This window comes from Abiotrophia sp., from assembly GCF_057275535.1.
In genome coordinates this window covers 1-17,747 of record NZ_DBHIRJ010000014.1, presented here as the reverse complement: position 1 = coordinate 17,747, position 17,747 = coordinate 1, and the positions used below count along the sequence as shown (strand labels likewise).

Genomic DNA, 17,747 nt, shown 5'->3' with positions numbered 1-17,747 from the left:
AGTCCGAAAAACCTCGGTTTCTCGGACCCTTAGCTCAGACAAGGCGGTGGCGTAATGGCGGATTTTATACTTGAAGAAGTAAGATTTGACAAGGACTCGATTGGACAAATTACAGAAGAGTTACTTACCGACTACCCGATTATCTACATTCTGCATAATACGGACAAACGTCGACCTGATGCCTATATTGGCGAAACAGACCAAATGCCCAAGCGCATGAAAACACACCTAAAAGATCTGCGTCGCTGCAAAATGACCCAGACACTTCTAATTGGGAACCAGGACTTCCATAAGTCCGCTACCTATGACTTCGAAACCAAACTCATTAACTATTTCCTAGCGGATGAGAAATATAAGCTGCAGAACCGGAGCCAGACTAAGCAGAAGAAGACGGCTAATTACGCTAACAAGACTTACTTCCAGCAAGAGCTATTTCCCCTACTGTGGGAGAGCTTACGAGCCAAGAAACTTGTCAACCATACCATAGCCGAAATCGAAAATAAGGACATCTTTAAGCTGTCGCCATTCAAAACCCTGTCTACTTCCCAGCAAATAATTAAAGAAGAGGTGCTTAACTTCTGCCAAAAAGCCCTAAGCGACAACCAACACCACCTCTTCCTAATCGAAGGCGAGGCTGGTACTGGTAAGAGCGTCGTCCTCTCGGCTATTATGCATCGGCTGGCAGATCTGGCTGCGGACAAGAGCTCTCCTTTCCATGGGGTGAAGAGCCGGCTCCTAGTCAACCATAGCGAGATGCTGAAGACCTATAAGGCTATCGCTGCCGGCTTGCCCAATCTCAAGAAGAAGTCCTTCGACAAGCCTACCCCTTTCATTAACAAGGGCCAGGAAGTCGATATTGTCCTGATTGATGAAGCCCATTTGCTCTTGTCTCAGTCTGATGCCTACAATAACTTCCGGCAAGACAACCACCTAAGCGAGATTCTCAAGTTAGCCAAAATCGTGGTCTGTATCTTTGACTCTAAGCAAGTTCTCAAGGTGAAAAGCCACTGGGACAAAGAACGACTCTCTGCCGTTATAGGGAGCGAGCTCAAGCTCCATCATTTCCATCTGACCGACCAGTTCCGTATGCAGGGGGCTGGCGCTGTCATTGATTGGATTGATGACTTAGTCGACCAGCGACTGCTCTCACCTTGGCCAGAGACGGATGGCTTCGACTTCCAAGTAGTAGCAGATCCAAGTCGCTTCAAGGATATGATTTGGGAGAAAGATCGGATTCTCGGCCTGTCCCGCATCATTGGAACCTTCGACTATGAGCATAAGAAGGATGGCAATAGTTATCTAGTTGATCCAGGTGGGATTAACCTGCCTTGGAACTCAACTGTAGATAACCAGACTTGGGCCGAGCGACCTGAGACCATCCGTGAAGTAGGCTCTATCTACACGATTCAAGGCTTCGACCTCAACTATGCTGGCGTGGTGATTGGTCCTTCGGTCGACTATGATCCTGAGACGGATCGGATTGTCGTGGATCCTAACCGTTACATGGACCGTGGCGCCAAGGTCCGGCGGGCTGATATGGATGATGACACCTATGCTCAGGCCTTGGAGCAAATGATTCTCAATTCCTTGAATGTCCTACTCAAGCGCGGTGTCAAAGGCCTCTACCTTTATGCCGTTAATCCACGCCTACGAGACAAATTACTGGCTCTACAAGCCGCAGCAAAATCCACAGAGGAGTGATACCTATGACGATTATGGACGAAATCAATGCCTTCCGCGACGCACGCAACTGGCGTCCCTTTCATAATGAAAAAGACCTAGCCATGTCGGTTGCTATTGAAGCAGCCGAGCTCATGGAAATTTATCAATGGCGGTCACCCGAGGACGTCAACGGCCCAGAGTTGGAACATATCAAAGAGGAGTTAGCGGACGTCCTCATTTACACCTATATGCTAGCCGATAACCTAGGCCTCGATATTGATCAGATTATCCGGGAAAAGTTAGTTAAGAACGCTATTAAGTATCCGGCACCGAATGAATAAAAAAAGCAGCTAGCTGTCAGGGCTAGCTGCTTCTTACTTTGCTTATAAAACTCGCAAAGGAGCCCGTGGTCCACTCAACAGAGTAGACCACTAGCTCCCGACTTTTTTGCTTTTTTAGTAGCTTTTCGGCGCTTCCCGGCCTAGCCAGTGGTCCACTCGACGGAGTGGACCACTAGCTCCCTGCTTTTCTGCCTTTTTAGTAGCTTTTCAGCACTTCCTGACCTAGCCAGTGGTCCACTCGGTCGAGTGGACCACTGGCGCGCCAAACAAGTCACTTTTCCTTAACTCCGATAAGTCACGCCAGGCGTCAGGCAGTCTTCTAGAATGGCCCGTACGTCTTCTGCTGCTAGTGGCACATAGCTAGCTGTCAGGCGTGGCGCCACGCGTTCTGAGATGACATCGAATTTAGCGTCATCGATGCCGACTTCTGGTAGGGTCATAGGCAGGTGGGCTAGGTCTTCGAAAAACTGATAAGTAGCTTCGATGCCGGCCTTGGCCATTTGGTATTTATCGGCCTGCTCGGGTACTAGCCAGACGGTGCGGGCATAGTGGGCGAAGCGGTCCACGGTCTGGTCATTAAGGACATAGGCCATCCAACGCGGGGTCAGAATAGCTAGGCCGACTGCGTGGGTAATGTCATAGTAGGCCGACAGCAGATGCTCAATAGCATGACAGGTCCAGGCACCGGCCCGGCCTTTGGAGGTCAGGCCGTTAAGGGCCATGGTGGAAGCCCACATGAGGTTGGCCCGGGCCTCGTAATCATCAGGATTAGCCAGCGCAATCGGTAAGTAATGAATACAACATGACAGAATGGCCTCGGCTAGTCTTTCTTGGATAAAGGCTTCTTGATGTTGGAAATAGTTCTCGAAGGTATGGGACATGATATCGGCGGTCCCGGCCGCTGTCTGGTAGGCTGAGACCGTGAAGGTGTAGGTCGGATCGCAAATAGAAGCGTAAGGATAGAGGACATAGGCGCCGGTCCCCTTCTTATCATCTGTCTCGAAATTGGTGATGACGGCCCCCGTATTCATCTCGGTCCCGGTCGCTGACAGGGTCAAGACATCAATCAGCGGCAGGGCTTGGCTAATCTTGCTTGGGTCTAGCACAAGGTCCCAGGCATCCCCGTCATAGCAAGCGGCCGCCGCAATGACCTTGGAGCAGTCAATGGTAGAGCCACCCCCTACGGCCAGGATGACATCAATGTCATGCTCCTTGCAGAGGGCTGCCCCCTGGCGGACCGACTCAATGCGGGGATTAGGTTCCACGCCAGCTAGCTCCACTATTTGGCAGTCGGACAAGAGCTCCAAAATCGTGTCATAGAGACCTATCTTCTTAATGGAGCCACCGCCGTAGACTAGGAGGACGCGCCGGCCCTTGGCCTTGACTAGTTCCGGCAGATGAGTGATTTGCCCCCGGCCGAAGTAGAGCTTGGTCGGAATGTCGTAAATAAAGTTATCCATAAATTTCTTCCTTTCTAAGGTAAAGCTGGGGAAGGGAAATGAGGAAGCTAGGCTGGCAAGCTCAGTTAGCCTACCAAGTCAATTTGAAACAAGTCTCGCTCAGGGCGGCCTGGTCTGGCGTCAGGACAATAGAGCCCATGTCAGGGTGGTGAGGGGCGTCAGGCGCCACCTGGGTCTCGAAGCTGACACCGATATAAGGCACCTGCTCCTTGCCACCCAAGATAAAGCCTGGCAATTGGTGGTTATGGGTATAGATGACTGCGCATGGCCGGTCGGTCCAGACCTTGACCTGGCGACCGCTAGCCGGCTCGCTTAAGCTACCTTGAGGCGCGACTTCCTGGCCATGGCCCAAGGCGTGAGCCTGGCCGACTGGCACCGGGGCATCTAAGACATAGGCATGGTCTAGCCCCTTACCTCGGATGGCCAATTGCTCTTCCTGAGGGTGGCGGTCAATGACCTGACCTAGGGTCTGGTCCGCTAAACGCAAGTCCAAGCCTGGATGCTGATCCAAGGCCCAAGTCTCCCCTAGGGGCAGGCCGGCTGGGGTCAGCGGAATCATGTGGCTGGCCTCAACTTGTAAGATATGGTTAGTGATGGGCGCTTGAGCATTGCCGTTGAGGTTGAAGTAAACATGGTTGGTCGGGTTCCAATAAGTTGGCGCATCGCTGCTAGCCTCATAGCGGACTGTCCAGCAATTGTCCTGGTCCAGGCTATGGATGACCCGGGCTGACAAGTTACCTGGATAGCCGTTGTGGCCGGCTGGGTCTACTAGGCTGAAGATGACGGATACCTGGTCGGGGCCTTCTTCAATTTCATAGTCCCAGTTGGCCAGGTCTAGACCTTCTGGTCCCCCATGCAAATGGGTGGATCCTTCGTTAGGCGTCAAGGCCAAGGCTTGCTGACCTAGGCTCAAAGGCTCAGGCCCAATCCGGCCGGCTACCCGCCCCACTGTGGCCCCATAATAGGTATGGTAGCGGGCCTCCTGGTCTAAATCCGCCAAAGATAGAATCAAGGATTCCCGACCATTTTTGCCAGGAATTGATAAATCACTAATTCGGGCACCCAGGGTGCAGAAGCTTGCCCGTAAGCCCTGCTTATTTTCTACCAGAATTTCCGTGACTTTTTTATCTGTAAAATTTTTTGATATTTCCTTTACATACATCTTGAATTCCTCCGTTAAACCGTTTACAATATAACTATACCACTTTTTAGCACCATGAGACAACAGCAAAAATCATGGAACTTGGCCTGCTAACCAATATTTTGGATAATTTTAATTAAAATTTAATGTGAAACTCAATGGTACGGGTTCCAATTTTAATTTAAATGGTGTATTATTATAGTAGAACATTGCACGTTCGCTCAAAAACAGAAAGGAGATTGCTTTTTATGTATATTTCGAATGTAAATTCTGCATCAGTCAAGCTAACTTCGATTACAACTCAGCAATTACCTGCCAACGAGCATCACAAAATAGCATCAGAAGATTTATTAATTTTCTATGTTAACAAAGGCGCGGGTATTTGTCACTCAGAATATGAACAACACGAGATCAAAAAACGTGATGTCATTATCCTGAACCCAGGCACCACCATTACCCTTGATCCAATTCGGAAGATTGACTGGATCTGCATTGCCCTATCCGGTGTTGTCTTCACTTCCTCACAGGAAGCCAACTCTAGCTCACAATTATTTGTGGCCTCTCATCCTAACCCAACTCTCAAATACTACTTGGACTTGGCTCTGATTGAAGAGTCCAACCGTTTCCGCGGTTCCGACCTCATCATGAAAAAGCTGATTGAGTGTGTGATGATTCATCTCTTACGTCACAACGAATTATCAATCAAGGACGCCAGCCTCCAAGCTAAGCACAATGAGATTGACGTGCTCCAAAATTACATCCGCAAGAACTACTCTAAGAAGATTACCTTGGAAGAGTTGTCTGACTTGGTGGATATCAATAAATACTACCTGATCCGTCTCTTCAAGCAACAAACTGGCTTGTCACCAATTGACTACCTAATCCATGTTCGCTTAGAAGAAGCAGAGAAGCTATTGGCTAAGTCTAACATTACCGTCTCTGATATCTCAGACCGGGTTGGCTTCCACTCACCTTCTCACTTCTCCAAGACCTTCAAGGAGAACAACCACTGTACGCCTTCCCAATACCGCAAACGCTACTCAGCTAACACGGTGCCATTATAAGGCTAAACTTGACTTTTATCCCTGCTAGAGCAGGGATTTTTTATGCCATAAATACAAGAAGAGCGCCCGACTGAGTCGGGCGCCCTTTGCTTAGGCTTGATTAGTTGCTGGCGCCAGAAGTAGCGTCAGCTTGTGCGCCACCACCGCCGTGGCTGTCTGGAGCGTCAGAAGCGCCAGAAGTTGCATCGGCATGGCCGCCACCGTGTGGGCCAGGGGCCACACTGCCGTTACCGCCAACGAGGCGTTGACCAGTAGATTGCAAGTACCAGTCTAACCATGGTTGGAAGTTGAAGACGATTTCGTTGATCCCAGCGTAAGACCCATCTGGGTAGTACATGGCTTGGTAGTTGTGGGTGTTAATCACCCCTTCAGGTGAACCAGGTACGATAGTCCGAACATACTCTTGGTCGCCGTTACGGAGGACCCCTACCACCCATTCAACGTTCTTCATCCGGGCAGCTGGCAAGGAGTTATGAACGGTTGATAAGCGGCTACCTGATTGAGATGGCACGCGTTTAGCAAACATGGTGTTAGGATCTTGGTGAGCGTTGTTATAGTAGAGGAATTGGTTGTTATCATCGGCATAAGTCAACTCGAAAGGCATAGCCTTAAGGAACATGTCGATTTGGTTAACAGTTAGAATCCCGTGGTCTAACTTAACGTAAGTATCGCCAGAGACTGCCCCTACGAGTTCAGCTGCTTTTTCTACCCATTCTGGATCATCTGGATCCACCCCTTGGATGGTGGTAGCGATTGGGTTCGTCACATCTAAGTCTTCAGGTTCGATTGGTTTTGGTTTCTTCAATTTAGAAACGACCTCCACATACTTAACGAAGTTATCCAAGCAAGTGCCTAAGAACTTAACCGTGCCTTCGTTGGTGATGTTACCGTTCAAGTCGAAGGCTTCTTTGGCTTTACCTAATAGGAATTCGTTGCCTGGCAAGGTATAAGCGTTAACCCCTGGCGCGTCCAAGATCTTGCGTAGGTGAACTTGAGCACGTGAAGTCCCTTGATCATGGTAGGAAGCCCCTACGATCATGACAGGTTTGCTTTCAAATGGGTGCACTTCATAAGACAACCATTCCAAGACGTTCTTCAAGGCTGCCGTAATGGTGTGGTTGTGTTCTGGGGTTGCGATGATGACCCCATCCGCACGTGTGATTTTGTTGTAAAGCAAGCGAAGTTGGAAGCTATCGTCCCATTTGCTTTCTTGATTGAAGAGAGGCACTTCATCAATTTCCAACACTTCTAATTCGAATTTGAGTTTGAACTCCCGGCGGATAAACTCTAATAATTTACGGTTATAGGATTGTTCAGCGTTTGAACCAACAAGTCCGACAAATTTCATAGTTTTCTTCCCTTCTCGTCACGTATGTTATAGGTTTTCCCAGTCAAAGTTTTCCGCTTCTTTGTGGAGCAGATCTTGCGCGCTTTTCAGCTTTTGCGTAATCTTCACGAATAAACGGAAATCATCGAAGATGGCGTCTAATTTCTTAATGGTGTCTAGGTCAATTAGGTTGCCCTTCTTGTCAAAGGCCTGTAAGGAGTGTGACAAGAGGAATTCTGAACCAGGCATGACGTTAGCCTTCAATTCTGGGGAGTCCAGGATTTGGCGTAATTGTAATTGAGCCCGTGAAGAACCTAAAGTCCCGTAAGAAGCCCCGGTAATCATAACTGGCTTATTCAAGAGTGGGTAAATCCCATAAGACAACCAAGCTAAGGCGCTCATTAAGACTGCTGGAATGGCGTGGTCGTATTCAGGTGTCCCGATAATGACCCCATCTGCAGCGTCGATTTTAGCCGCAATTTCCTTAACGATTTCTGGAACTTGCTTGTCAGCTGGTTTGTTGAAGAGTGGGATATCTTGAATCTCAACGAGTTCGATTTCGGCCTTATCAGCAAAATGCTTCTGCATATATTGAAGCAAACGACGGTTAGTGGAACGTTGGAAGTTAGTCCCAACAAGTGCAATAAATTTTGTCATAAGTGTTCCTCTCTATACTTAGAATGTTCAGTCTCGCTTGAGACCGGAAGTATGGTAGATGTGTTGGTCTTGGGTGACTAAGACAGCCTCGAGACCGTTTTGCGCCTCGACCTGGGCCAGGATATCCGCTGGCATGTCGCCGAAGAGGCGGGTTGTCCAGATTTCGCAATCGACGGAATGCTGGGCAATAATGGTCAGGCTGGCAAGAGGGCTGGTCATAGGATAACCCGTCTGACGATCCAAAATGTGGTGGTAGGTCTGACCTCCACGCGATAGGGTCCGCTCATAGATACCTGAGGTCACCACCGATTGGTCCACAATAGGTAGGACCATGAGGTGTTGGCCACGTGCCGCCAAGGGATTCTGAATGCCAATCTGCCAAGCTTGATGCCGGTCTTGATTCTGACCAATGGTCAGAATATTACCACCTAAGTCAATCAAGGCTGATTGGACTCCCTGAGCTAACAAGAAATCCTTAAGGCGGTCAGCAATATAACCTTTGGCTAGGGCGCCAAGGTCAAGCTTCATGCCGGGCAAGGCTAACTTGACTTCCAGCTTGTCCTCATCCATGAGGATATTGGCTGGGTCCGTGAGAGCCAAGGCCGCTTCAATTTCCTGTGGGCTTGGGACGCGGGCATCTTTAAAGCCAATCCGCCAGGTTTGGACCAAGGGCCCGATGGCGATATTGAGATGGCTACCAGGGGCTAGGCTGTGGGTCCGTCCCAGTTGAATGAGCTCGAAGAGCTCGGGATCAACCTTAACCGGGGCCAAGCCTGCTTGCAGGTTGACCTGCATGAGCTCCGAGCGCGCATCATTGGCACTAAAGCGCATATTATAGGTATGTAGACGTTCTTCCACCGCATCGAGGAGACTCGGGTCTTCCGAATCTGCCAGTGAAATGGCGATTGTCGCACCCATCAAATGAATGACACGTTTGATATAAGGCAATTCACCACTCCCCTCCGTGTTATACAAACATCCACTCCTATTATAGCACCCTTAGAGCGTTTTCACAAGCTATTCTAGAACCAATCCTGAGGGTAGGCCTAGGGCTTAAGATAGATAAAGAGCAGACGGTCAGACTCTTGACTAGATTGGGCTGGCGTCTGGCTCCCAGTCAGCCTTGGGTCAATATGGATAGGGGCTTCTTCCTTAAGTCTTTTAGGCAAAAAGAAAAAACAGTAAAGCTTTTGAACTGCGCCCCATCAGTTGGATTTTTATTGTCCAACTTATGGAGTGCAGTTGATTTTCGCTTTACTGTTCTGTCTTAGCTTTAATCACTTGGGCATTCCCTACTTGTGATAGTCTTTTAACTTATCTTCATAGTCACTTAAGAGATTCTCTGAATAGATTTTTTCCTTGTCTGAATCTCTAACTTCTTTCCAGAGAATGGACGCTACTTTTATTTTATTTGAGTAGTGTCCACTATTTTTATCGGCACAGAAATTCTTTAAAAACTGATTCCATTGGCAAACAGAATGATCATACTTGGCATAATCTGATTGACCGTCATAGACCTTCAGCAAGTCTCGAATTGTATACTTGCTATCCTGTTCGCTTTTTACTTTCCGCCAGGCAGTCGCCATATCCGCAGTAAATTTAAAGGGCGAGATCCCCGTTAAAGCAGCGAAATATTCTCTGAACTTTGCATTAAAGGAAAATCCACATTCAAGTAAGGGACTATCTAAGGTAATATTTTCAACTTGCTTCTTGACCTTTTTTCTTGGCGATTTCTTAATTAAATGGCCTTTGAAGTAGGCTTCAATAATGTGATTGAGTTCTTGTTTGGTTCCTCTATATTCTAATCCTAAAGACTTGCATATCTGTGAAATTTCCTCACGGTACCAATAGTATTTATTAAACTGGTCAAAGGATGTAATTTTATCAAAGTCAGGTCTAGTTTCCATCAATTTGTTAGCTCCTCAACACTTATTTGCTTTTTCGACTCAACAGCATGGCCTTTGACTGACTTTAGGCAAAGGCTTGCAGCATGAGCTTTAGAGGCTGACCACAAAGCGAATGACCCCATCCTTGTAGTGGACGCTAATCTTGCCCCGGTGCAGGCTGACAATGTTTTGGGCCATGGACAGGCCGATGCCGTAGCCTTGGGCGGGACTGGTGCCCCCACCTGCTGGCGTCGAGTCTGACTCAGCTCCCTCTTGGCTAACTACTTGGCGGGTGCGGGACTGGTCGGACCGATAGAAGCGGTCGAAGAAGAGTCGGTAGTCCTGACCCTGGCCGGCTGCATAATCGTTGGAGACGGTCAGAACCGCCCGCCCCTTTCTCAGCCAAGGCTTGTAGTTGGCCAACTGCAGTCGCACAGTGCCCTGAGGGTCGCAGTATTTGCGGGCATTGTCCAGGAGGATGCTGACCAACTCATAGAGGTCGTCAGGCACCCCTTGCAGGCTGATGCCTTCTTGAATGTCGGCCTCGTAATGCAGGCCTTCTTGTTCCCAGAGGGCCGACATGTTGTGGGAGAGCCGCTGGACCAGTTGGCTAAAGTCAACCGTAACAGGTGCCTGGTCCTTGCGTTCTTCTAGCCGAGCCAGGCGGATTAATTTAGCGATCAAATGATCCAAGCGGTCGACCTGGTCCTTGGTGCTCTGGGTCCACTCCGTCTCGCCGGTTAAGAGCTCCTGCAGCTCATTATTGGCTGCAATGACCGCCAGCGGCGTCTTGAGTTCATGCCCCGCATTGGTAATGAAGGAGCGTTGCTTGTCGTAATTGCGGACAAAGGGTCGGATGGCCAAGCCCGAGAAGATAGTTACCACGACCACAAAGGCCAGCCAGCAGATGGCCGCGATTTGGATGGACAGGACCAAGAGGGCCCAACGGTCGCGGAAGGCCTGGGTGGTTTCGAAGAAGACAACTAGGCGCTCAGTCTCGGAAACAGGGCTAATGCGATAGGAGAAGTAGCGCCCATCTTCTTCTAGGTAGCCCCGGTCGCGGAAGGATTGCAGGCCCGACTGATCCACAAAGCCTTGAATTTGCTCCGAGGTCAGGTGATTGGCCGTCCCCGGGTTAATGATAGCCTCGTTGGCCTTGATGCGGGCGCTAAAGTAGTTGAAGTTATAGAGGGTCCCCTGGCTGACGAACTGGCGGTCAAAGGTCTGGCGGTTCTCTTTGGTGTCGGGGATGGTCCCATTATTTTCCGTCAAGAGGTCTAGGACGGCCTGAATATCGTGCTCAGTCTGCAGGTAGCGGACCGTGTTGATGACGCCGACCAGGGTCATGAGAATGAGGGTGATGGCCAGGGTAGTAATGGCGATAAATTGGAAACGCAGCTTGCGGAACATGGCTAGTCGCCCCCTTCCAGACTCTGGCTAGGCTCGGTTGGCGCGGCTTCCACTAGCAACTGGTAGGGACCGCTTGGCTGGCCCACAATCTGGAGATTGGACCGGATACTAAGTAGCTTTTGGACCAAGTAGGCTAAGTAGACATTGACTAGCTCATAGTCTGGTTGGCCAGCTTCATCGGCCCAGACATGGTCATAGATGTAGGTTTGAGACAGGGCCTTGCCTGGGTTCTTCATGAGCAAGGCTAGGAGCTTGGCTTCCTTGCCGGCCAAGCGAATGGCGTTGTTGGCCGACACTTCCATTTCTTCTAGCTTGAGTTGGGTGTTGCCCAGGGCCAGTTGTGGCGCCTCATAGTGGTCCACCCGGCGGGACATGGACCGTAGGCGGGCAAGGAGTTCTTTGAGTGAAAAAGGCTTAGTCAGGTAGTCATCGGCTCCGGCATCCAGGCCGGTCACCCGGTCGTCGACTTCGGCCATGGCCGTCAGCATGATGACGTGATTGGTGTGGCCACTGGCCCGAATTTCCTTGAGGGCCTCAATGCCGTCCTTAACCGGCATCATAATGTCCAGAATCATGAGGTCATAGACCGTCTGCTGGGCTAGTTGGACCGCTTGCTGGCCGTCCTTGGCCCAGTCTACCTGATAACCTTCATGGGCTAAGGCCGTCATGACGACCCGGGCCAATTGTTGTTCATCTTCAGCTAGCAGGATCCGCATGGACCTCACCCCCTTGGATTAAGTGTCGAATGGTCTGCATGGTCAAATCACAGGAGGCCAGCTCGTCGGCGCAGCGTTTGAGCTCGCGACTGATGCGCTCCGGATTGGCAATATCATGTTTGTACTTCATCTGATGCTCTAGGCTGGCCCAGGAATCCATGGCGATGGTTCTGAGCTGAACCTCGATATAATAACGACCCGGAGTCTGCCCCTGACAGTCCGGATAGTCGGTCTCCACCTCTAAAATGACATGGTAGGACCGGTAGCCATTGGGCTTGACCTGGCTGATGTAGTCCTTCTCCTCCACTACCTTATAGCCGGCTTCCTGACGCAGGCGGTCGACGAGGTTATAAATATCTTCGACAAAGCCTGTGACAATTCGGACGCCAATAGCATCGCGAATGACCTTAAGAGCTGACTGCGGCGTCTGTTCCAGGCCTTTGCGCAGGCACTTGTCTCGCATGGAGTCCTCGGCCTTGACCCGGTAAATCAGATGCTCATAGAGTTTGAAGCCCGTGACGGCCTTGTTCTCCTTATTATAGGCTTCCAGTCTTCTAATCAAGTCTTGCATAATAGGCGCTAGGTAAGCCCCGTAGTCGCCGTATATTTTCCCACGTGACATGTCGTCACCTCCTGGCAAAGCTTCTTGCCCCTATTATAACATCTCCCTAGCCTTTTGTGGTTTACAACACATTTTCTTCTAAATCTTTACATCTTTAGATAAATATTGCTGGGGGGTGGTCGGAGGAACTTGCTAGTAGCTAGCAAGTTTCTGCTAATGAGCTTGGGCTAGCTTAGCTGACTAGCTTGCCTGATTTTGACTCCTAGCTGAGTCGAGCCAGTCCATTGTTCTGCTTATCCATGGACTGGCACCAGGAAAATCACCCCTATACACCTCTTTCCCCTAAAAGCTTGCCTCGCCAGTCCATTGTTCTACCTATCCATGGACTGGCACTCAGGAAAATTACCCCTATACACCTCTTTCCCCTGAAAGCTTGCCCCGCCAGTCCATTGTTCCACCTATCAATGGACTGGCACCCAGACACCCAGATATCTAACTTGCCAGCCGGTTTGGCGCCTTTTCCTTGCTTTCTGTTCTAGCTAGTGGTCCACTCTTTAAAGTGGTCCACTGGCTCGAGGCTTCCACCTCGTTTTGCTCCCTTTTCCCTGCTTTCCGGCCTAGCCAGTGGTCCACTCTCAAAAGTGGGCCACTGGCTCTCGGCTTTCACCCCGTTTTGCCCCCTTTTCCTGGCTTTCCGACCCAGCTAGTGGTCCACTCTTTAAAGTGGACCACTGGCTCCCCCATTTCCCCATACAAAAAAGCAGGGACCAGAGTCCCTGCTTACTTGCTGCCTTTAATCGATTTCTAGGCCGCCGGTGTAGAGGCGATAGTAGGTGCCTCGCTCGGCCATGAGGGAGGCGTGGTTGCCACGTTCGATAATGCGGCCGTGGTCCATGACCATGATGACGTCAGAGTTGACGATGGTGGACAGACGATGGGCGATTACGAAGACGGTGCGGCCGGCCATGAGGCGGTCCAGGCCTTCTTGCACCATTTTTTCAGTCCGCGAGTCGATGGATGAGGTGGCCTCGTCCAGAATAAGGACAGGCGCATCAGCTAGGGCCGCGCGGGCGATGGCAATCAGCTGGCGTTGGCCGTTGGAGAGGCCGGCCCCGTCGTCCGTCAGCAGGGTGTCATAGCCCTGATCCAGATGCTTGACGAAGGAATCGACGTTGGCGATACGGGCCGCCTCCAGAATTTCCTCGCGACTAGCCTCTTGGCGACCGTAGGCGATATTTTCCGCGATGGTCCCGGTAAAGAGGTGGGTATCCTGCAAGACGATGCCCAGAGACTTACGCAAGGAGTCCTTGTCAATCAGCTTGACGTCGATGTCGTCATAGGTAATAGAGCCTGACTGGATATCGTAAAAGCGATTGATCAAGTTAGTAATGGTGGTCTTACCTGCCCCGGTTGCCCCGACAAAGGCCACCTTCTGCCCCTTATCAGCGTAGAGCTGGATGTCATGCAGGATCTGCTTCTTGCCATCATAAGAGAAGTCTACATTGTTGAAGACCACATTCCCTACCAAAGGCACCAACTTATATTGGCCTTGTGGACGCGGATGTTTCCAAGCCCAGCGATTAGTCTTCTGGTCAGTGACAACTAGCTTACCGTCGACTTCTTCCACATTAACCAGAGTTATCTTCCCTTGGTTGGCTTCTGGCTCCTCATCTAGCAAATTGAAGATGCGGTCTGCCCCAGCCGATGCCATGAGGACAAAGTTAAGCTGTTGGGAGACCTGAGCAATCGGCCCGATAAAGGAACGGTTGAGTTGCAGGAAGGACATGAGCCCCCCAATGGTCAAGCCGCCGACCCCATTCAGGGCCATAAAGCCACCGGCAATGGAAGTCAAGACGAAGGAGACGTTACCCAAGTTCCCTAGGATTGGCATGAGGACGTTAGAGAAGCGGTTGGCCAGGTAGGAAGATTGGAAGAGTTGCTCGTTAATTTGATCGAAGGCTTCAATGCTGGCTGCTTCATGGACAAAGGCCTTGATGACCTTCTGCCCAGACATCATTTCTTCAATAAAGCCATTCTCAATCCCTAAATTCTTCTGTTGCTCGCCAAAGTAACGACCAGACTTGCTAGAAACTGTCTTGATGACCCAGACCATAATGGCCAGCATGACCGCCACCACTAGGAAGAGCAAGGGGCTGACTACCAACATGGAGACGGTGACCCCGATAATACTAATGGCAGATGAGAAGAGCTGAGGAATAGAATGCTCGATAGCCTGACGCAGCGCGTCGATATCGTTGGTATAAATAGACATAATATCCCCATGAGGATGGGTGTCAAAATACTTAACTGGCAGCTTCTGCATGCGCTCAAAGAGTTGATTACGTAGGGAGCGCAAGGCATCCTGAGAGATGGTAGCCATCATAATGGAGAAGCCGTAGTTGGCGATGATCCCAACTAAACAGAAGAGGGCTAAGCCCAACAAGAAGTCACGCAGAGGCCCGAAGTCACTAGAGCCCGTCTGCAACATAGGCTGGACGAAATTGTCAACCAAGGAGCGGATAGAACTGGTCAAGTTAACGGTCGCTAAGGCTGAGATGACAATCAGGACAGCGGATACTAGGAGAACCCACTTGTAGTCCTGCCACATGAATTTGAGGAGTCGGACGATGGAAGACCAATCGCCACGTCTTTTCTTATTCTCCATCTGAGGCCGCCTCCTTTCCTTGGGTTTGCATTTGATAGACTTCTTGGTAGATAGCATTGCTTGCCAGCAGCTGCTCATGATTGCCAATGGCATCGATTTTGCCGTCGTTCAAGACCACAATGCGGTCGGTCTCTTGAATAGATGAAATCCGCTGACTGATAATGAGCTTGGTCGTTTCCTTAAGACTAGAAGCCAAGCCCTGGCGAATCAGACTATCCGTCTTGGTATCCACAGCTGAAGTGGAGTCATCCAGAATCAGAATCTTAGGATTCATGAGCAAGGCGCGGGCAATACAGAGCCGTTGGCGCTGACCGCCGGACACGTTAGCCCCGCCCCGTTCAATCATGGTGTCGTAACCATCCTTGAACTCGGAGATAAATTCATGGGCCTGAGCTAGCTTGCAGGCTGCCTCGATTTCGGCGTCAGTGGCATCCTTCTTACCCCAGCGCATATTTTCCTTAATAGTTCCAGAAAAGAGCACGTTGGTCTGTAGGACCATGGCCACTTGGCGTCGCAGGCTATCAAGGTTGTAGTCGCGGACATCCTGTCCCCCAACCTTGACAGCACCGGATTCGACATCATAGAGTCGTGGAATTAGCTGAACTAGACTGGACTTACCGGACCCGGTTCCCCCTAGAATCCCGATGACCTCACCAGACTTAATGTTGAGGTTAATGCCTTCTAAGACATGGGCCTTGTCGCCATTTTCATCCGTGTAGGCAAAGCTAACCTCTTGGAATTCGATACTACCGTCAGCCACTTGAGTCAAGCCATTTTCAGGTGAGACAATGGTAGACTGGGTCTTGAGCACTTCATTAATCCGTTCAGCGGAGGCGATGGATAGGACTAGCATGACGAAGATCATCATGAGCATCATAAGGGACATAAGAATAGTCATGGTGTAGGAGAACATAGAAGTTAATTCCCCGGTCGTCATGTTTCCGACCACAATGAGATGGGCCCCCATCCAAGAAATCATAAGGAAGGAAGCATAAATAGACAGCATCATAGCTGGCGTGTCTAAGACGCTGACATTAATAGCCTTCATGAACATACGGTAAATTCTACCAGAGGCAGTTTGAAACTTAGTAGTCTCCTGGGCTTCCTTAACATAGGACTTAACCACCCGCATATTGGTGATGTTCTCTTGGATACTACTATTGAGATTATCGTAAGCCTTGTAGACCTCAGTGAAGAGCGGATAGACAATCTTAACAATGAGAGCTAGTACACTCCCTAAGAATAGAGCTACCCAGACAAAAATCATGGCCATCTGACCGTTAATAAGGAAGGTCGCCCAAATGGCAAAAATCAAGTTAAGCGGTGCCCGTACGCCGACCCGGATAATCATTTGATAGGAGTTCTGAACGTTGGTCACGTCGGTCATCATACGGGTAACCAGCCCCCCAGAAGAGAAACGATCAATATTCTCGAAGGAGAAGGACTGAACCTTGGTGAAGAGGGCCTTACGCAAGTTCTTGGCAAAGCCAGCCGAAGCAAAAGCCCCATAGCGGGCAGACTGCATACCACAGAAGAGGGATAAAAAGGCACAGACCAGCATGAGGCCCCCATATAGGGCCACCTGCTGCATATCCCCCATTTGCACCCCCTTGTCTAAGAGCAAGGCCATGACAAAGGGAATGGAAATCTCAAAAATGACTTCCAGAAACATATAAAAGGATGCTAAGAATGAGGGTTTCTTATACTCCTTAATCTCAGCAAGCAAAGACTGAAACATAACTACCTCCTAGTATCGGATACCGAGTATCCCTTCATTAAAATAGAAAAGCCCCTGACAGCCTAGCTGTAGGGAGATCACAAACTATTGTACATACTTATTATATAGAATCTTCCATTTATGTGCAAGAATGGAGGAAAGACCATAAAAAAAGAGCAGCTCAAGCTGCTCTAGTATGCAAGCGGGTGACGAGAATCGAACTCGCGACGACAGCATGGGAAGCTGTAGTTTTACCACTAAACTACACCCGCATGGCGGTCCCGACGGGATTTGAACCCGCGATCTCCTGCGTGACAGGCAGGCATGTTAACCCCTACACCACGGAACCTATTGCGGGGGCAGGACTCGAACCTGCGACCTTCGGGTTATGAGCCCGACGAGATGCCAACTTCTCCACCCCGCGATGATATTAAGGAGGATAAGGGATTCGAACCCTTGCACGCTTTTACACGCCTGACGGTTTTCAAGACCGTTCCCTTCAGCCGGACTTGGGTAATCCTCCGAGATATTATAATGATCCGTACGGGATTCGAACCCGTGTTACCGCCGTGAAAGGGCGGTGTCTTAACCACTTGACCAACGGACCAGCTAAGTTAAGGCAATAAAAAGAACGGAGAAGGAGGGATTTGAACCCTCGCGCCGGTTTACCCGACCTACACCCTTAGCAGGGGCGCCTCTTCAGCCTCTTGAGTACTTCCCCACCATTCTAATATTTTATTGCAATGGGCCTAAATGGACTCGAACCATCGACCTCACCCTTATCAGGGGTGCGCTCTAACCAGCTGAGCTATAGGCCCTTCATTATATAAAGTTAAGCGGGTGACGAGAATCGAACTCGCGACAACAGCTTGGAAGGCTGTGGTTTTACCACTAAACTACACCCGCAATATTGCGGAGGCAGGACTCGAACCTGCGACCTTCGGGTTATGAGCCCGACGAGATGCCAACTTCTCCACCCCGCGATGATATTAAGGAGGATAAGGGATTCGAACCCTTGCACGCTTTTACACGCCTGACGGTTTTCAAGACCGTTCCCTTCAGCCGGACTTGGGTAATCCTCCATTATTTACAATGGACCTTGTAGGACTTGAACCTACGACCACTCGGTTATGAGCCGA

14 protein-coding genes and 10 tRNA genes are annotated in these 17,747 nt (G+C 50.0%); 3 read left to right on the top strand and 21 right to left on the bottom strand.

All coding sequences use genetic code 11. The annotated features are described in order from the left end of the window. Nucleotides 1-54 precede the first annotated feature (54 nt). Together ACO53F_RS09310 and ACO53F_RS09305 are read left to right on the top strand one after the other, a co-directional pair. On the top strand, nt 55-1,701 hold the full coding sequence (locus ACO53F_RS09310; RefSeq protein ID WP_485138187.1) for a DUF2075 domain-containing protein: 1,647 nt from the start codon (nt 55-57) through the stop codon (nt 1,699-1,701). 14 nt (nt 1,702-1,715) lie between these two features. Beyond that, nucleotides 1,716-2,003, top strand: coding sequence for a nucleotide pyrophosphohydrolase (locus ACO53F_RS09305; protein WP_485138189.1), 288 nt, complete (start codon nt 1,716-1,718; stop codon nt 2,001-2,003). 281 nt (nt 2,004-2,284) lie between these two features. Here the strand turns inward: ACO53F_RS09305 and ACO53F_RS09300 are convergent, their stop codons facing one another. Together ACO53F_RS09300 and ACO53F_RS09295 are read right to left on the bottom strand one after the other, a co-directional pair. Continuing rightward, entirely contained in the window at nt 2,285-3,463 is a 1,179-nt protein-coding gene (locus ACO53F_RS09300; RefSeq protein ID WP_485138186.1) for an iron-containing alcohol dehydrogenase, read from the bottom strand. 70 nt (nt 3,464-3,533) lie between these two features. Beyond that, nucleotides 3,534-4,625, bottom strand: coding sequence for an aldose epimerase family protein (locus ACO53F_RS09295; RefSeq protein WP_485138185.1), 1,092 nt, complete (start codon nt 4,623-4,625; stop codon nt 3,534-3,536). A 227-nt stretch (nt 4,626-4,852) separates the two neighbouring features. Here ACO53F_RS09295 and ACO53F_RS09290 point away from each other — a divergent pair, with 227 nt between their 5' ends. Beyond that, nucleotides 4,853-5,668, top strand: coding sequence for a helix-turn-helix domain-containing protein (locus ACO53F_RS09290; protein WP_023392450.1), 816 nt, complete (start codon nt 4,853-4,855; stop codon nt 5,666-5,668). Nucleotides 5,669-5,768: 100 nt separating this feature from the next. On the opposite strand, the gene ACO53F_RS09285 is transcribed toward ACO53F_RS09290, so the two are convergent. From ACO53F_RS09285 to ACO53F_RS09195, 19 genes are all read right to left on the bottom strand, one after another. Then, nucleotides 5,769-7,016 (bottom strand): NAD(P)H-dependent oxidoreductase, encoded by a 1,248-nt coding sequence (locus ACO53F_RS09285; RefSeq protein ID WP_485138184.1) that lies wholly within the window; start codon nt 7,014-7,016, stop codon nt 5,769-5,771. 27 nt (nt 7,017-7,043) lie between these two features. Continuing rightward, nucleotides 7,044-7,652: an NADPH-dependent FMN reductase gene (locus tag ACO53F_RS09280; protein WP_070755753.1), complete on the bottom strand. Its 609-nt coding sequence runs from the start codon at nt 7,650-7,652 to the stop codon at nt 7,044-7,046. Between the two features lie 27 nt (nt 7,653-7,679). Continuing rightward, the gene (locus ACO53F_RS09275) at nt 7,680-8,600 is read right to left on the bottom strand and encodes an FAD:protein FMN transferase (protein ID WP_485138188.1); all 921 of its coding nucleotides are present in this window, start codon (nt 8,598-8,600) and stop codon (nt 7,680-7,682) included. Nucleotides 8,601-8,944: 344 nt separating this feature from the next. Continuing rightward, nucleotides 8,945-9,559, bottom strand: coding sequence for an SAP domain-containing protein (locus ACO53F_RS09270; RefSeq protein WP_485138183.1), 615 nt, complete (start codon nt 9,557-9,559; stop codon nt 8,945-8,947). A gap of 90 nt (nt 9,560-9,649) precedes the next feature. Beyond that, nucleotides 9,650-10,948: a sensor histidine kinase gene (locus ACO53F_RS09265; protein ID WP_485138182.1), complete on the bottom strand. Its 1,299-nt coding sequence runs from the start codon at nt 10,946-10,948 to the stop codon at nt 9,650-9,652. 2 nt (nt 10,949-10,950) lie between these two features. Continuing rightward, nucleotides 10,951-11,664 carry a response regulator transcription factor gene (locus ACO53F_RS09260; protein WP_485138181.1) on the bottom strand — a complete coding sequence of 238 codons (714 nt, stop codon included), beginning with the start codon at nt 11,662-11,664 and terminating at the stop codon, nt 10,951-10,953. Next, nucleotides 11,645-12,286: a GTP pyrophosphokinase gene (locus ACO53F_RS09255; RefSeq protein WP_485138180.1), complete on the bottom strand. Its 642-nt coding sequence runs from the start codon at nt 12,284-12,286 to the stop codon at nt 11,645-11,647. Before ACO53F_RS09255 ends, ACO53F_RS09260 begins: the two co-directional genes overlap by 20 nt. A gap of 733 nt (nt 12,287-13,019) precedes the next feature. Then, a complete protein-coding gene (locus ACO53F_RS09250) occupies nt 13,020-14,891 on the bottom strand; it encodes an ABC transporter ATP-binding protein (protein WP_485138179.1) in 1,872 nt (623 codons plus the stop codon). Continuing rightward, on the bottom strand, nt 14,881-16,629 hold the full coding sequence (locus ACO53F_RS09245) for an ABC transporter ATP-binding protein (RefSeq protein WP_485138178.1): 1,749 nt from the start codon (nt 16,627-16,629) through the stop codon (nt 14,881-14,883). The genes ACO53F_RS09250 and ACO53F_RS09245 overlap by 11 nt, the downstream gene beginning before the upstream one ends. A gap of 180 nt (nt 16,630-16,809) precedes the next feature. Then, nucleotides 16,810-16,880, bottom strand: a tRNA-Gly gene (locus ACO53F_RS09240). Nucleotide 16,881: 1 nt separating this feature from the next. Further along, nucleotides 16,882-16,957 (bottom strand) — tRNA-Asp (locus ACO53F_RS09235). A gap of 2 nt (nt 16,958-16,959) precedes the next feature. Then, nucleotides 16,960-17,032 (bottom strand) — tRNA-Met (locus ACO53F_RS09230). Nucleotides 17,033-17,041: 9 nt separating this feature from the next. After that, a tRNA-Ser gene (locus ACO53F_RS09225) sits at nt 17,042-17,131 on the bottom strand. A gap of 12 nt (nt 17,132-17,143) precedes the next feature. After that, nucleotides 17,144-17,215: transfer RNA gene (locus ACO53F_RS09220), tRNA-Glu, on the bottom strand. 25 nt (nt 17,216-17,240) lie between these two features. Then, nucleotides 17,241-17,329 (bottom strand) — tRNA-Ser (locus ACO53F_RS09215). 23 nt (nt 17,330-17,352) lie between these two features. After that, nucleotides 17,353-17,426 (bottom strand) — tRNA-Ile (locus tag ACO53F_RS09210). Between the two features lie 17 nt (nt 17,427-17,443). Beyond that, nucleotides 17,444-17,514 (bottom strand) — tRNA-Gly (locus tag ACO53F_RS09205). A 4-nt stretch (nt 17,515-17,518) separates the two neighbouring features. Next, nucleotides 17,519-17,591: transfer RNA gene (locus ACO53F_RS09200), tRNA-Met, on the bottom strand. Between the two features lie 9 nt (nt 17,592-17,600). Beyond that, nucleotides 17,601-17,690 (bottom strand) — tRNA-Ser (locus tag ACO53F_RS09195). Nucleotides 17,691-17,747 lie beyond the last annotated feature (57 nt).

Excerpts from the sequence above, each read along its gene's own strand:
- ACO53F_RS09310 (WP_485138187.1), top strand. The coding sequence starts at position 55 with ATGGCGGATTTTATACTTGAAGAAGTAAGATTTGACAAGGACTCGATT.
- ACO53F_RS09305 (WP_485138189.1), top strand. The coding sequence starts at position 1,716 with ATGGACGAAATCAATGCCTTCCGCGACGCACGCAACTGGCGTCCCTTT.
- ACO53F_RS09300 (WP_485138186.1), bottom strand. The coding sequence starts at position 3,463 with ATGGATAACTTTATTTACGACATTCCGACCAAGCTCTACTTCGGCCGG.
- ACO53F_RS09295 (WP_485138185.1), bottom strand. The coding sequence starts at position 4,625 with ATGTATGTAAAGGAAATATCAAAAAATTTTACAGATAAAAAAGTCACG.
- ACO53F_RS09290 (WP_023392450.1), top strand. The coding sequence starts at position 4,853 with ATGTATATTTCGAATGTAAATTCTGCATCAGTCAAGCTAACTTCGATT.
- ACO53F_RS09285 (WP_485138184.1), bottom strand. The coding sequence starts at position 7,016 with ATGAAATTTGTCGGACTTGTTGGTTCAAACGCTGAACAATCCTATAAC.
- ACO53F_RS09280 (WP_070755753.1), bottom strand. The coding sequence starts at position 7,652 with ATGACAAAATTTATTGCACTTGTTGGGACTAACTTCCAACGTTCCACT.
- ACO53F_RS09270 (WP_485138183.1), bottom strand. The coding sequence starts at position 9,559 with ATGGAAACTAGACCTGACTTTGATAAAATTACATCCTTTGACCAGTTT.
- ACO53F_RS09265 (WP_485138182.1), bottom strand. The coding sequence starts at position 10,948 with ATGTTCCGCAAGCTGCGTTTCCAATTTATCGCCATTACTACCCTGGCC.
- ACO53F_RS09260 (WP_485138181.1), bottom strand. The coding sequence starts at position 11,664 with ATGCGGATCCTGCTAGCTGAAGATGAACAACAATTGGCCCGGGTCGTC.
- ACO53F_RS09255 (WP_485138180.1), bottom strand. The coding sequence starts at position 12,286 with ATGTCACGTGGGAAAATATACGGCGACTACGGGGCTTACCTAGCGCCT.
- ACO53F_RS09250 (WP_485138179.1), bottom strand. The coding sequence starts at position 14,891 with ATGGAGAATAAGAAAAGACGTGGCGATTGGTCTTCCATCGTCCGACTC.
- ACO53F_RS09245 (WP_485138178.1), bottom strand. The coding sequence starts at position 16,629 with ATGTTTCAGTCTTTGCTTGCTGAGATTAAGGAGTATAAGAAACCCTCA.